The sequence below is a fragment of the Microbacterium gorillae genome (assembly GCF_000826185.2).
Lineage (GTDB): Bacteria > Actinomycetota > Actinomycetes > Actinomycetales > Microbacteriaceae > Microbacterium > Microbacterium gorillae.
The window spans coordinates 176,597-189,971 of record NZ_LN648872.1 but is presented as its reverse complement, the minus strand read 5'-3'; the positions used below and the strand labels follow the sequence as shown (position 1 = coordinate 189,971).

The 13,375-nt window shown below is 67.2% G+C and carries 13 protein-coding genes; 6 read left to right on the top strand and 7 right to left on the bottom strand.

The genetic code is table 11. The features are described 5' to 3' along the window. Positions 1 to 252: 252 nt before the first annotated feature. From BN1193_RS02835 to BN1193_RS02825, 3 genes are all read right to left on the bottom strand, one after another. Positions 253 to 1,221: a carbohydrate ABC transporter permease gene (locus tag BN1193_RS02835; RefSeq protein ID WP_040163890.1), complete on the bottom strand. Its 969-nt coding sequence runs from the start codon at positions 1,219 to 1,221 to the stop codon at positions 253 to 255. Then, positions 1,221 to 2,558, bottom strand: a complete 1,338-nt coding sequence (locus BN1193_RS02830) for a carbohydrate ABC transporter permease (protein WP_040163889.1) — start codon at positions 2,556 to 2,558, stop codon at positions 1,221 to 1,223. The genes BN1193_RS02835 and BN1193_RS02830 overlap by 1 nt, the downstream gene beginning before the upstream one ends. 101 nt (positions 2,559 to 2,659) lie before the next feature. Beyond that, entirely contained in the window at positions 2,660 to 4,000 is a 1,341-nt protein-coding gene (locus BN1193_RS02825; RefSeq protein WP_040163887.1) for an ABC transporter substrate-binding protein, read from the bottom strand. A gap of 262 nt (positions 4,001 to 4,262) precedes the next feature. Between BN1193_RS02825 and BN1193_RS02820 the strand changes: the two genes are divergently transcribed. Both BN1193_RS02820 and BN1193_RS02815 read left to right on the top strand, forming a co-directional pair. Beyond that, entirely contained in the window at positions 4,263 to 5,276 is a 1,014-nt protein-coding gene (locus tag BN1193_RS02820; RefSeq protein ID WP_040163885.1) for a LacI family DNA-binding transcriptional regulator, read from the top strand. A gap of 57 nt (positions 5,277 to 5,333) precedes the next feature. Next, positions 5,334 to 6,323 carry an NAD-dependent epimerase/dehydratase family protein gene (locus BN1193_RS02815; RefSeq protein WP_040163884.1) on the top strand — a complete coding sequence of 330 codons (990 nt, stop codon included), beginning with the start codon at positions 5,334 to 5,336 and terminating at the stop codon, positions 6,321 to 6,323. Positions 6,324 to 6,372: 49 nt separating this feature from the next. Here BN1193_RS02815 and rplL read toward each other — a convergent pair whose 3' ends face one another. Both rplL and rplJ read right to left on the bottom strand, forming a co-directional pair. After that, positions 6,373 to 6,753, bottom strand: a complete 381-nt coding sequence (gene rplL, locus BN1193_RS02810) for a 50S ribosomal protein L7/L12 (RefSeq protein WP_040163881.1) — start codon at positions 6,751 to 6,753, stop codon at positions 6,373 to 6,375. Between the two features lie 51 nt (positions 6,754 to 6,804). Beyond that, on the bottom strand, positions 6,805 to 7,293 hold the full coding sequence (rplJ, locus tag BN1193_RS02805; RefSeq protein WP_040163997.1) for a 50S ribosomal protein L10: 489 nt from the start codon (positions 7,291 to 7,293) through the stop codon (positions 6,805 to 6,807). 321 nt (positions 7,294 to 7,614) lie between these two features. On the opposite strand from rplJ, the gene BN1193_RS02800 reads away from it, so the two are divergent. From BN1193_RS02800 to BN1193_RS02785, 4 genes are all read left to right on the top strand, one after another. Beyond that, positions 7,615 to 8,283, top strand: a complete 669-nt coding sequence (locus BN1193_RS02800; protein ID WP_040163880.1) for a YqaJ viral recombinase family protein — start codon at positions 7,615 to 7,617, stop codon at positions 8,281 to 8,283. 223 nt (positions 8,284 to 8,506) lie between these two features. Then, a complete protein-coding gene (locus tag BN1193_RS02795) occupies positions 8,507 to 10,177 on the top strand; it encodes an MDR family MFS transporter (protein WP_052460364.1) in 1,671 nt (556 codons plus the stop codon). Between the two features lie 7 nt (positions 10,178 to 10,184). Further along, a complete protein-coding gene (locus BN1193_RS02790; RefSeq protein ID WP_052460363.1) occupies positions 10,185 to 10,685 on the top strand; it encodes a MarR family winged helix-turn-helix transcriptional regulator in 501 nt (166 codons plus the stop codon). A gap of 9 nt (positions 10,686 to 10,694) precedes the next feature. Then, positions 10,695 to 11,165, top strand: a complete 471-nt coding sequence (locus BN1193_RS02785) for a MarR family winged helix-turn-helix transcriptional regulator (protein WP_040163878.1) — start codon at positions 10,695 to 10,697, stop codon at positions 11,163 to 11,165. 58 nt (positions 11,166 to 11,223) lie between these two features. Here the strand turns inward: BN1193_RS02785 and BN1193_RS02780 are convergent, their stop codons facing one another. Both BN1193_RS02780 and BN1193_RS02775 read right to left on the bottom strand, forming a co-directional pair. Beyond that, positions 11,224 to 12,927, bottom strand: a complete 1,704-nt coding sequence (locus BN1193_RS02780; protein ID WP_040163991.1) for an AMP-binding protein — start codon at positions 12,925 to 12,927, stop codon at positions 11,224 to 11,226. Between the two features lie 78 nt (positions 12,928 to 13,005). Next, the gene (locus BN1193_RS02775) at positions 13,006 to 13,356 is read right to left on the bottom strand and encodes an iron chaperone (RefSeq protein WP_040163877.1); all 351 of its coding nucleotides are present in this window, start codon (positions 13,354 to 13,356) and stop codon (positions 13,006 to 13,008) included. Positions 13,357 to 13,375 lie beyond the last annotated feature (19 nt).

The window sequence follows — 13,375 nt, the reverse complement described above, 5'->3', positions numbered from 1 at the left end:
TGCGGATCGCCCCGGTCGGGGTACCGGGCAGACGGATGGCGCTGGTCACGGCGCGGATCGCACCGGTCACGGGTCGGGGTCCGGAGGAGGTTTCGGGGGCGCGGTCGGTCACGAGAGCTTTCACAGGGGGCGGGAAAAGAGAAACGCCTCGATTCGTCATCGAGGCAGGCCACCCATGCTACCGGAGCAGCGCGCAGCGACACGACGACGGCGCCGTTCGGGTCTCCCCGAACGGCGCCGCCGTATCGAGCGTCAGCCCTTGGTCGCGCCAGCCATCAGGCCGCGGACGAAGAAGCGCTGCAGCGCGAAGAACACGATCAACGGGACGATGATCGAGATGAACGTACCCGCCGATTGCAGGAACCACCGGTTGCCCCAGGTTCCGGACAGCGAGTTCAACGCCTGTGTGATCGGCAGGGCACCGGGCGAGGCGAAGATCGTCGCCACCAGCAGATCGTTCCAGACCCAGAGGAACTGGAAGATGCCGAACGAGGCGATCGCCGGCATCGCCAGCGGCAGGATGATCCGGAAGAACACCTGGCCGTGACCGGCACCGTCCACGCGAGCGGCCTCCACGATCTCCCCCGGAATCTCCGAGATGAAGTTGTGGAGCATGAACGTCGCCAGCGGCAGTGCGAAGATCGCGTGCGCGATCCAGACGCGAGCGAAGCTGTAGTCGACGTCGTTCAGCCCGAAGCCCGGGAACACCTGCACGTCACCGATCGTGAGTCCGTCCGAGAACAGGCTCAGCAGGGGCACCAGGGCCATCTGCAACGGCACGATCTGCAGCGCGAAGACGAACACGAACAGCATGCTGCGACCCTTGAAGTCGATCCATGCGAACGCGTACGCGGCCAGCGCGGCGATGACGATCGGGAACACCGTGGCCGGGATGGTGATCGCCAGCGAGTTCACGAACGCCGAGGCCAGCGTGGTGGAGGTTCCCCCGGCGGTCAGCGCTTGAACGTAGTTGTCGAGCGTGAACTTCGGGTCCGTGAAGACGGTCCACCAGCCGGTGTCCTGCGTGTCCGCGCCGGGGCGGAACGAGGTCACGAACAGACCGAACGTCGGAATCGTCCAGAAGATCGCGATGATCGCGGCCGCGATCGTCGCGCCCTTCGACGTCAGCTTCTTCTGGGCGATCGCCTCGTTGCGGCGCGTCGCGCGAGCGATCTGGCCCTTGCTCCGGGTGTCGGCGGTGATGGTCTGCGTCGCGGACATCAGCGGACCTCCCTCTGCTTGCGCATGGACTGGGCGTTGTAGATGATCAGCGGCAGCACGAACACGAACAGCACGACCGCCAGCGCGGACGAGTGACCGTAGCTCTGGAAGCGCTGCTGCTGGTTGACCATCTCGAAGCCGAGCACCGTGGTGTCATCTCGGCCACCGGTCATCACCGCGACGATGTCGTACACCTTCAGCGAGGCGATGGTGATGGTGGTGAGAACCACGATCAGCGACGAGCGGATGCCCGGCACCGTGACGTTGATGAAGCGCTGCCACGCGTTCGTGCCGTCCAGCTGTGCCGCCTCGAGCTGCTCGGTGGGCACCGCCTTGATGGCGGCTGACAGGATGACCATGGCGAATCCGGTCTGCGTCCAGATGAACACGATCAGCAGCATCAGCGTGTTGATCAGCGGCTTGACCGCCAACCAGTTCACCGGGTCCCCGCCGAACAGCGTCACGATCGCGTTCAACAGACCGAGCTGGTCGCCCTGGCGGTAGTCATACATGAACTTCCAGATGATGCCGGCGCCGACGAACGAGATCGCGACCGGCATGAACACCAGGACCTTCAGCACCTTCTCGCCGCGAGCGCGGTCGATGAAGACGGCGTACGCCAGTCCGATCGCCACGGAGATCGTCGGAGCCAGAATGGCCCAGATCAGCGTGTTGACGACGGACGCGGTACCGGTCGGGTTGGTGAACACCCAGAAGTAGTTGTCGAACCAGACGAACTCCTTGCCGGTCTTGTCGAAGAACGACTTGAAGAAGGTCGAGATCGCCGGGTAGATCAGGCCGAGCAGCAGCATCGTCGCCGCCGGAGCCATGAACAGGATCAGCTGGAACAGGTAGCCCGCACCCTGCCGGGAGCGGTAGTCCGCGAAGAACAGCAACCCGCCGGCGAGCAGCGCGATCGCCACCACGTACAGCACGGCATTCGTGTACGGACGCAGCAGCATGAAGGCGAGCACCGGGATGGCCAGGCACGCGACGAGACGCATCACGAAGTAGCCTCTGCCGGGGCGGGGCGCGAACTCGATCAGCACGAGCACGATGCCGACGACGGCGGCGAAGATGAGCAGGATGATCGGGATCTGCAGCAGCGGGTGCAGTCCGCCCATCCAGACGAACAACCCGTTCAGCGAGACGCCGATGTAGAACGTCTTCGGGTCGTCGACCGGGCCGCTGAACAGCAGCAGGAGTATCAGCGCGATGATGAGGACGAAACCGACGATCACGACGACGCGCGTGACCGCGCGCCCCTTCGCGTCGGTTCCATGCGTCGTCACCGGAGGTTCAGTGGCCACCGGAGGATCAATGGTCGTTTGGGACATGGCTTCCCTTCTGAGCACGTCATCGGACTCGCGATCCGGAGACTCGGATGCGGGGCCCCTCGGTGAGAGACCCCGCATCCGGTCGCGGATCTGAGTTCAGACTAGTTCTCGTAGCCCGCCTGGATGTCGCTGAGGACCTCGTCCGTCGACTTTCCGTCGACCCAGTCGACCATGCCCTTCCAGAACGAGCCGGAGCCCACCGTGGACGGCATCAGGTCAGAGGCGTCGAAACGGAAGACCGTCTTCTCGTCCTGCATGATCTTCATGGCGTCCTGCAGGAACTGGCTGGAGGCCTTCGTCGGGTCGGCACCGCGGTTGGCGGAGATCACACCACCGAGCGCGACACGGGCGTTGGCGAAGTCCGCCGAGCTCATGAACTCGAGCACCTTCTGGACGTTCTCGTCGTCGGAGAAGCCGGCGACGAACTCGCCGCCACCCTCGACCTCGAGCGAGCCCTCCTTCATGCCCGGCATCAGGAACGCGTAGACGTCACCGTCGGGGGCGACCGTCGGCGTCTTGCCGGCCGCGTTCTTCACGTCGAGGAAGTTCGCCGACAGGAACGAGGCCTGGTGCGTCAGCGCGCAGCTGCCGTCCGCGACCTTCGCCGCGACGTCACCGAACGCGGTCGAGTTGATGCTCTTGACGTCACCGAAGCCGGCGTTGACGTAGTCCTTGTTCAGGATGATGCTGCCGACGGCGTCGAAGGCCTTCTTGATCTCCGGGTCCGTGAACTTCACGTCGTTCGAGACCCACTTGTCGTAGACGTCCGGACCGGACTGGCGAAGGACGAGGTCCTCGATCCAGTCGGTGCCCGGCCAGCCGGATGCATCGCCGGAGGCGAAGCCGACGCACCAGGGTGCGCCGCCGATCTTCTGCTTGATCGTGTCGGTGAGGGTGAGCATCTCGTCCCACGTCTTGGGGACCTCGACACCCCACTCCTTGAACTTCGCCGGGGAGTACCAGATGTAGCCCTTGACGTTCGCGAGCATCGGAGCCGCGTAGAACTTGTCGTCGAAGGTGCCGTAGTTCTTCCAGTCCTTCGACCAGTTCTTGTCGACGTTGTCGACGACCGCCTTCGGCGCTTCCTTGACCTTGCCGGTGTCGACGAGGGTCTTCAGCAGACCCGGCTGCGGGACGATCGCGATGTCCGGGGCGTCGCCACCGGTCACCTTCGTGACGATGTTGCCCTCGAAGCTCTTGTCACCGGTGTACTCGACCTTGATGCCGGTGTCCTTCGTGAACTGATCGAACGACTTGTTCAGGTCGTCGGCCTCGGATCCGGTGATACCACCGGAGATGCGGACGGTCTTGCCGGACGATCCTGCTCCGCCGGTGCTACCGCTGCCGCTTTCTCCGCCTTCGGCGCAACCGGCCAGTGCGAGGCCGAGGATTCCTGCGATGGCGAGGGGTGCAAGCATACGAGAGCGCTTGGACATGCCCATTCGTTCCTCCTTTGGACAGCGCGGGGAGCCCTTCCACGCGCTCCGGTTCTGTTCAGGAACCGCTTCCACTCACGCTACGGGTTCCAGGACCGACCCACAACGATCACCATGTCACAACTCGGTAACCACGTTTTGGGACCGCTCCCATGAGCTTTTCGGGCCTCCGAGCGGCCCAAAGCGCCGCATGTAACCCTGGAACCGGTTCCAGGTTTTCCGCGGACGTGCCTTAGAGTTCACACGAGCAGGTTCGAAAGGTGGGCTGATGAGCGGGATCGCGGACGTCGCACGTCGTGCCGGGGTGTCCAAGTCCACGGCGTCTCGGGCCCTGAGCGGACGTGGGTATGTCTCCCCTGCCACGCAGCGGCGCGTCCAGGCCGCGGCGGACGCCCTCGGCTACGTCCCGTCCACGAGCGCCGTCAGCCTCGCCACCGGCCGGACGCAGACGGTCGGGGTCATCGTCCCGCACACGACGAACTGGTACTTCGGGGAGGTGCTCGCCGGCGTACAGCACGCTCTGATGGAGCGCGACCTCGATCTCGCGCTCTATTCCGGACATCCGGGAACCCTGGAGCGCGCGCGGGTGTTCGAGACCTACCTCGGCCGAAGCCGGTTCGACGGCCTGATCACGGTGGGCATCGAACCGGACCAGCAGGAGCTGGAGCGGATCGCGGCGCTCGGCAAGCCGTTCGTCTCCATCGGCTCGTACGACGTCGGCAACAGCGCCGTCTCCATCGATGACGAGGCCACCGCACGGCTCGCGACCGAGCACCTGCTGGCACTGGGGCACACCGACATCGTCTTCCTCGGCGGCGAGGTCGGCGGAACCTGGCCGAGCTTCGGCGATGCGCGGCGATTCCACGGCTACGCCGAGGCGATGCGGTCCGCGGGCTGGGACAGCGCCATCCGACGCATCTCGTCGGAGGTGTCCATGCCCGGTGGTTATGACGCCGCAGTCGATCTGCTCAGTGACGCGCGTCGCCGCCCCACCGGCATCGTCGCCGTGGCCGATGAGGTCGGGATCGGCGCGATCATCGCGGCCCGGCGGATGGGGGTCGGGGTGCCGTCCCAGGTCAGCGTCGTCGGCATCGATGACCACGCGAACGCCGCGATGTTCGCCCTCACCACGTTGCGGCAGTCCCCGCGTGAGCAGGCCCGGCTCGCGGTCGAGCTGCTGCAGCGCCACCTGGAGGATGCCGCCGCGACCCCGAAACGGGTCTGGGCTCCGACGCGCTTCATCATCCGCAACTCCACCTCCGCTCCCCCCGCCTCGGCCTGATCTACGCTCCGGGCGAACCTGCTGTCACCACCCCGCGCCCCCTGCGACGATGCCGGGATGAAGATCCTCATTCTCGGCGGCGGGCACTTCGCCGGTCCCGCACTGGTCACCGCCGCCCTCGCGCGGGGTGCCGAGGTCACCGTCCTCAATCGCGGCGAAAGCGCCGCTCCCCCTCCCGGCGTGGAGCACCTGATCGCCGACCGCACCGACCCCGCGGCGATGCGCGCGGCCGTCCGGGGACGATCCTGGGACCTCGCCGTGGACACCTGGTCCGGCGCCCCGCGCATCGCGGCGGACTCGGCGTCCGCACTGACGGAAGCCGTTGGACGCTTCGCCTACGTCTCGACGTCCTCCGTGTACGTCTGGGGAGAGCACACCGACGAGCACTCCCCCGTCGTCGACGCGGATGCCGAGGCGGACGCGACGGAGTACCCGGCCGACAAGCGGGGCGCCGAGCTCGGCATCCTGCAGTCCTTCCCGGACGCGCTGCTGGTGCGCCCGGGCGTCATCCTCGGGCCGGGCGAGGACGTCGGTCGCCTGCCGTGGTGGTTGACGCGGATCGCGGCCGGCGGAAGGTTCGTCGCGCCGGGTGACCCGGCTCGCCCGCTGCAGTTCATCGACGTCCGCGACCTCGCGGAGTTCACGCTGCACGCGCTGACGACCGGCCTGCGTGGCCCGTACGACGTCACCGCACCGCCACGATCCGTGACGATGGGCTCGTTCCTGGCCGACTGCATCGCCGTCACGGGCGCGGACGCGACACCGGTCTGGATCCCGGAAGCGGCGCTCGAGGCCGCCGGAGTCCAGCCGTGGATCGAGCTCCCGTGCTGGGTTCCGGACACCGCCGAGTTCGCCGGCTTCCTCGAGCACGATCCGGCGCACGCCACGGCCGCGGGGCTGCGCACCCGTCCGGCCGCTGCCACGATCGCCGCCACCTGGGACTGGCTCGGCCGCGCCGGCACTCCCCCACAGCGTCCCGATCGTCCACCGCACGGCCTGCCGCCGGGCAAGGAGCGCGCGCTACTCGCGGCCGCGACGCGGGAATGACGAAGGGCCCCGGGAATCCCGGGGCCCTTCGTGCGTACGAGACGCTGAATTACTTCAGGGTCACCGTGGCGCCGGCGCCCTCCAGGGCCTCCTTCGCCTTCTCGGCGGTCTCCTTGTTGGCGCCCTCAAGGACGGCCTTCGGAGCACCGTCGACGACACCCTTGGCCTCGCCGAGGCCGAGCGAGGTGAGCTCGCGGACGACCTTGATGACCTGGATCTTCTTGTCGCCGGCAGCCTCGAGGATGACGTCGAACGAGTCCTTCTCCTCGGCCTCCTCAGCAGCACCGGCACCGGCACCGCCGGCAACGGCGACCGGGGCGGCAGCGGTGACGTCGAACTTCTCCTCGAACGCCTTCACGAAGTCGCTGAGCTCGACGAGCGTCAGGTCAGCGAACTGGTTCAGCAGCTCTTCGGTGGTGAGCTTCGCCATGATGTATCTCCTAGATGAATGGGGTTTGTGGGAACGAGATTCGCCGACCGCTCACGCGGCTTCGGCGGTCTCCAGCTTTTCGCGAAGCGCGTCGATGGTGGCGGCAGCCTTGCCCATCGTCGCCTTCATCATGCCCGCGGCCTTCGCCAGCAGAACCTCACGGCTCTCGAGCGATGCGTACTTGTCGATCGCGGCGGCGTCGAGGGTGTTGCCCTCGAAGATTCCGCTCTTGATGACGAGGTGCGGGTGAGCCTTGGCGAAGTCACGGATGGCCTTGGCGGTGGCGACGAAGTCGCCGTGCACGAAAGCGACGGCGGACGGGCCCTTGAGGTCCTCGTCCAGCGTCGTGATCCCCGCGTTGTTCGCGGCGATCTTGGTCAGCGTGTTCTTCACCACGGCGTACTGAGCGTCCTGACGGATCGCGTTGCGGAGCTGCTTGAGCTCGGCAACCGTCAGACCGCGGTACTCGGTCAGCAGGACGGCGTTCGAGTTCTCGAAGTTCTTCGTGAGCTCGACGACCGATGCATCCTTCTGCGCCATGGTCACTCCTTTGGTGGTGATGACACCCCGCGGGTGCGGAATGCCCACCTCGGACCACTCCTGAATCAACAGATCCACGACAAACAAAAACGCTCCGGCGCAAGCGCACGGAGCGTGGAACGTTCTGTGTCACCTGCGCGGGCCTCTGCTGTCGCAGTGCTTCGATCTCGGCACGTTCGCACGCGCTTCGATGACCAGCGGTCTTCGGTTACCCCAAACTCTACCGGCACGGCGGGGATCTCCCAAATCGTGCCGTCCGGACTCGTCGAACGGCGGGGTGTCCGGTCCGGTCCCGTCCAGCGGTGAGCGTAGGGTCGGAGGGTGACCCCGGAACTCCAAGCGCGCATCGTGGCGGACTCCCGCGATCGCGTCGGCTGGCTCCGGGCCCGTTCTCGTGGCATCACCGCGACGGACGTGGCCACCCTCACCAGCGAGAACGCGATCGCGCGCGCCGCGGACGCGAAGCTCGGCGGCGGAGCGAGCTTCGGGGGCAACGCCTACACCGACCACGGCCGGCGGCGGGAGCCGGAGATCGCCGCCTGGGTGGCGGCGACGCACGGCATCCAGCCCTCCAGCGCGCTCTTCCGCGCCGAGATCGAGCAGCGCCACCTCGCCACTCCGGACGGGATCATGGTCGACGGCGGCGGCACGGTGACGCTGGCCGAGATCAAGACGACGAACAAGTCGTGGCGCTCGATCCCCCGCAACTACCTCCGCCAGATCTGGTGGCAGCAGTACGTCCTGGGGGCCGAACGCACCCTGTTCTGCTGGGAGGAGCACGTCGACTTCGTGCCCGTCCATGATGAGCCCCGCTCCGTGTGGGTGGAGCGCGACGAGGTGGAGATCGCCAAGCTCATCCGGCTCGCGAACGGCCTCATCGACGAGCTCTACCACCGCACGACCGGCAATCCCGTTCCGGAGCGGGCTCCACTGCCGACGCGTCGGCGCCCGGAGCGCAACATGTATCGCGCTCTCGCCCTCAGCGACTGACTTCCCCATCGCTCCCACTCGCGACACTTCCGCGGCCCGATTCCTGCCGCGCAAGAGAGCGTCCGCGACGTCGCTCTCACTACCGACGCTTCGGCGCGCGCGGAAGTGACGCGAGTGAGAGCGAGGGCGCTCAGCGGATCCCCAGCGGCATTAGTTGCGCAAAGTCAACGAATGTCATATAGTTGACGCTTCTCAACTAATACGCATCGTTCTGAAAGCCGCTATGACAGTCACAAATCCGCCCGCCCAGATGACGCACCGCCAGGTGCTCGAGGCCCTCTCCGGCCTCCTCCTCGGCATGTTCGTCTCGATGATCGCCGGAACCGTGGTCTCCACGTCGCTTCCCGTCATCGTCAGTGACCTCGGGGGCAACCAGACCACCTACACCTGGGTCGTCACCTCCACTCTTCTCACCACGGCGATCTCGACCCCGGTCTGGGGCAAGCTCGCCGACCTCACCAACCGCAAGCTGCTGATCCAGATCGCGCTCGTGATCTTCGTGGTCTCCAGCGCCACCGCCGGGTTCGCGCAGGACCCGACGATGCTGATCGCCTCGCGCACCGTGCAGGGCATCGGCGCCGGTGGCCTCGCCGCCCTGAGCCAGGTCATCATGGCCGACATCATCAGCCCGCGTGAGCGCGGCCGCTACATGGGCCTGTTCGGTGCCGTCATGGCCGTTGCGACGGTCGGTGGACCGTTGCTCGGCGGTTTCATCACGGACACCATCAACTGGCGCTGGAACTTCTTCGTCGCCGTGCCGTTCGCCGTCGCCGCACTGATCCTGCTGCAGACGACCCTGCACCTGCCCAAGCGTGCCAAGGGTCGCACGCGGATCGACTACCTCGGTATCGTGCTGCTCTCGGTCGCCGTCTCGCTTCTGCTGATCTGGATCACCTCCGCCGGAACCGACTTCGAGTGGGCCAGCTGGACGACCGTGTTCATGACCGGCGGTGCCGCGCTCGCCGCGATCGCCTTCGTCGTCGTCGAGCTCCTGGTCAAGGAGCCGCTGATCCCGCTGACGATGTTCCGCAACCGCACGTTCACGCTCGCCGTGGTGGCCTCGATCGCGACCGGCGTCGCCATGTTCGGCACCTCCGTCTTCCTCAGCCAGTACATGCAGATGTCCCGCGGCGCGACCCCGACCGAGGCCGGTCTGATGACGCTTCCGATGATCGGCGGCCTGCTGATCAGCTCGATCATCGTCGGACAGCTGATCACTCGGTTCGGGCGGTGGAAGCCGTACATGATCGCCGGTTCCGTCATGCTGCTGGCCGGCATCTCGCTGCTGTCGACGATTCACTACGACACGAACTTCGTGCTGCTGTCGGTGTTCATGTTCCTCACCGGCGCGGGGGTCGGCATGACCATGCAGAACCTCGTCCTGGTCGTGCAGAACACCGCCAAGCCGTCCGAGATGGGTGCGGCGAGCTCCGGCGTGACCTTCTTCCGGAGCCTCGGTGGAACCGTCGGCGTCTCGGTGATGGGAGCGGTCGTGGCGTCCTCGCTGACCGGCCTGTTCACGGACAACAAGCAGCGCATCGCCGAAGCGATCGCGAAGCTCGCCCCGGCGGACGCGAAATCGGTCTCGGAGATCATGGCGTCCGGGTCCCTGCCGGTGGTGCACTCGCTGCCGGACGGTTTCCGCCAGATCATCGAGGACATGTACGCGCAGGCGATCGGTCACTCGTTCCTCATCGGCATCCCGCTCGCGGTGATCAGCCTGATCGCGATCATCTTCCTGCCGAACCGCTCGCTGACTCGTCAGACCACCACGGAGCGTCTGGCGACCGACGAGGCGATGGCGGTCAGCGCCGCCACCGGTTCGATCCCGGTGATCACCGGTCCGGTGCCCACCACCGGACCCATTCGAGGCGCGGCGCCGAGTCAGGGCTGATCGGACGATGTTCCTCTCCGATGTCGCCGGTTCTCCGGAGCGTGCCACCGCGATGCACGCTCTGGAGACCGGCTTCAGCGAACTGTTCGCGCAGATGCGCCGTCTCTACCTGGAGATGGCGCACCGGGTCTCCCCCGGACTGCTGCCCGGCTCGTACAAGGTGTTCTCGATCATCGCCCTGCGCGACGGTGCGACGCTGTCCGCTCTCGCCGAGGCGCTGCACGTGGACAAAGGACAGATGAGCCGTACGATCCGGGACCTCGACGAGCACGGGCTGGTCGAGCGCACCCCGGACCCGAACGATGGCCGGTCCGCGCTGATCACGCTCTCGGCGCTCGGTCGCGACCGCCTGGAGATCGCACGCAACCCGTCCTACAACCGGCTCGCGCACGTCCTGGATTCCTGGACCGTCGCCGACATCTCCTCGCTGGCGGACCTCCTGCACACGCTCGCGTCCGAGTCCGCCGCGCGTGTGGACGAACCGGTCGCCGAGCCACGCGCATCATAGGATCGTTCCGTGCCTGACACCCGCGCCCACGAGGACCGCGCCGCGATCCTCCACGACCTGGAGACGGCCTTCAGCGACCTGTTCGCGCGCACCCGCGCACTGTTCCGCGACACCGCAGAGCGCGTCCACCCCGGAATGCTGCCGGGCACCTATCGCGTGTTCTCCGTCATCGTCCGCCACGGACCGGTGACCGCGTCCGCGATCACCGAGGCCCTGGTGCTGGATAAGGCTCAGGTGTCTCGGACCGTGCGCGAGCTGGTCGACCTCGGTCTGATTCACCGTGCACCGGATCCCGCCGATGGCCGCTCCTCGCTGTTGTCGGCCACGGACGCGGGCCGCAGGCGCCTGGACGAGGCGGTCCTGCCCATGAAGAGCGACCTCGAGGGCGGACTGTCCCGCTGGCCGGACGAACAGATCCGCGAGTTCACCGAGATGCTCATCGCCTTCACCGAACGCCGCTCCCCCGAACCCCGCGACTGACTCGGGACGTCACGACGTCTCGAGACCGTTCCACGACCGCGCCGCGGCTGCGGCGGCGTCAGCCGCGCAGGTCCGGGAAGTCGTCGTACCGGAAGTCATCGCCGCGTTCATCCGCGTCGTAGCGGCGGCGCTCTTCGATGCGCAGCTCCGCGCGACGGATCTTGCCGGAGATGGTCTTCGGCAGGTCCGCGACGAACTCCACGCGCCGCAGCCGCTGCCACGGCTCCAGGTGCTCGCGACCGAACCGGAGGACCTGTTCGGCGACCTCCGCTGAGGGCTCCGTCCCGGCGACCAGGGTGATGTAGGCCTTCGGCACGGCGTGCCGGACCGGGTGCGGGGCCGGGACCACGGCGGATTCGGCGACCACCGAGCACCGCATCAGCACCGATTCGAGTTCGAACGGCGAGATCTTGTAGTCGGACGCCTTGAACACATCGTCCGTGCGGCCGACGTAGGTGACGTAACCGTCCGCGTCGCGAGCGGCGATGTCGCCCGTGTGGAAGAACCCGTTCGCGAAGGCCGCGGCGGTGCGCTCCGGGTCCGCGACGTACTCGGTCATCACCGCGAGCGGATGCTGGGCGAGGTCGAGGCAGATCTCGCCCTCGCCGACACCGTCGACGACCTCCCCGGTCTCCGGGTCCACGAGCACGGATGCGACGCCCGGCAGCGGCATGCCCATCGAACCCGGGCGCACGCGCATGCCCGGAGTGTTACCCAACTGCGCGGTCGTCTCCGTCATGCCGTACCCGTCGCGGATCTCCAGTCCCCACGCGGACCGGACGCGCTCGATGACCTCGGCGTTCAGCGGTTCTCCCGCGCCCACGACCTCACGCAGCGACTCCGGCTTGGCGCCGAGGTCCGCCTGGATGAGCATGCGCCAGACGGTCGGCGGCGCGCACAGCGTGGTGACATCGAGCACGTGCAGTTGACGCAGGAATTCACGCGCATCGAAGCGGTGCGTGTTGTAGACCATGATCGTCGCCTCGGCGATCCACGGGGCGAAGAAGCTGGACCAGGCGTGCTTGCCCCAGCCCGGGCTGGACACGTTCAGGTGCACGTCGCCGGGCTGCAGTCCCAGCCAGTACATCGTCGGCAGATGGCCGATCGGGTAGGACGCCTGCGTGTGCTCGACGAGCTTGGGACGCGACGTGGTTCCGGAGGTGAAGTACAGCAGCAGGCGGTCATCCGGTCCGGTGCCGGGATGCTCCGCCGGCGGCACGTCGGCGGTCGCGGCCGAGGTGAAATCCTCCCACCCGTCCACCGCGCTCGTGCAGATGCGCAGCACGCCCGGCGCGATGCCGTCGAACTTCGCTGCGTCCACGGCGTTGCACAGCACCGCCTTCGCGTCTCCGCGCTCGATGCGGTCGGCGAGATCGGCGGTTCCGGCCGCCGTGGCCGTCGGCATCAGGACGGCACCGAGCTTCATCACGCCCAGCATCGCGTCCCACAGCTCGATCTGGTTGTCGAGCATGAGCAGGACGGCGTCGCCCCGCCCGATCCCCCGGTCGGCGAGGTAGCGCGCGACCGCGTCGGATCGACGCGCCAGCTCATCGAAGCTGTACCGCTGCATGGTGCCCGCCTCGGCGGCGATGACCAGCGCGGGGTTGTCGTTCCCGCGCGCGATCGCGTCGAACCAGTCGATGGCCCAGTTCCAGCGATCGCCCACATCGGGATAGCGGAACCGCTCGCGCGCGGCCTCCCTGTCCAGACGCAGCTCCAGCAGCAGATCGCGGGCGGCGCGGTAGGCGGCGGTCGACGTCATCGTCATCCCTCTCCCTCGGGTTTTCGTTCTCCGAGCCTATGCCGCTCGGAGGGGAGGACCACCTCCGGATGGGGGTGATCAGGATCCCTCGATCTCCTCCCGGCGCATCTCGACGATGCGGCGCAGCACGTCATCCGGTGGCAGCGCGTCGGGCTGGAAGCGCAGGGTTCCGGGTGAGCCGTCGTAGTCCCCCAGGTCCTTCGCCAGCACCGGCAGGATCCTGCCCGAATACGGGTAGAGGCCGAGATGCTTCCGCGTGCGCATCACGCTGATCAGCCCCTTCCCCCGGTGCACCAGGGCCGGCATGGCGTACTTCGTTCCCTGCACGGCCTCGGGCACCACCTCCGCCGCGATCGCGTACACGTGCGCGATCGCCATCCGCGCGGTCTCATCGTCGAGCTCGGCGAGGTAGTCGTCCACGGTTCCCATGGGTCCATCCTGAACCCGT

Excerpts from the sequence above, each read along its gene's own strand:
- BN1193_RS02835 (WP_040163890.1), bottom strand. The coding sequence starts at position 1,221 with ATGTCCGCGACGCAGACCATCACCGCCGACACCCGGAGCAAGGGCCAG.
- BN1193_RS02830 (WP_040163889.1), bottom strand. The coding sequence starts at position 2,558 with ATGTCCCAAACGACCATTGATCCTCCGGTGGCCACTGAACCTCCGGTG.
- BN1193_RS02825 (WP_040163887.1), bottom strand. The coding sequence starts at position 4,000 with ATGGGCATGTCCAAGCGCTCTCGTATGCTTGCACCCCTCGCCATCGCA.
- BN1193_RS02820 (WP_040163885.1), top strand. The coding sequence starts at position 4,263 with ATGAGCGGGATCGCGGACGTCGCACGTCGTGCCGGGGTGTCCAAGTCC.
- BN1193_RS02815 (WP_040163884.1), top strand. The coding sequence starts at position 5,334 with ATGAAGATCCTCATTCTCGGCGGCGGGCACTTCGCCGGTCCCGCACTG.
- rplL (WP_040163881.1), bottom strand. The coding sequence starts at position 6,753 with ATGGCGAAGCTCACCACCGAAGAGCTGCTGAACCAGTTCGCTGACCTG.
- rplJ (WP_040163997.1), bottom strand. The coding sequence starts at position 7,293 with ATGGCGCAGAAGGATGCATCGGTCGTCGAGCTCACGAAGAACTTCGAG.
- BN1193_RS02795 (WP_052460364.1), top strand. The coding sequence starts at position 8,507 with ATGACAGTCACAAATCCGCCCGCCCAGATGACGCACCGCCAGGTGCTC.
- BN1193_RS02790 (WP_052460363.1), top strand. The coding sequence starts at position 10,185 with ATGTTCCTCTCCGATGTCGCCGGTTCTCCGGAGCGTGCCACCGCGATG.
- BN1193_RS02780 (WP_040163991.1), bottom strand. The coding sequence starts at position 12,927 with ATGACGTCGACCGCCGCCTACCGCGCCGCCCGCGATCTGCTGCTGGAG.
- BN1193_RS02775 (WP_040163877.1), bottom strand. The coding sequence starts at position 13,356 with ATGGGAACCGTGGACGACTACCTCGCCGAGCTCGACGATGAGACCGCG.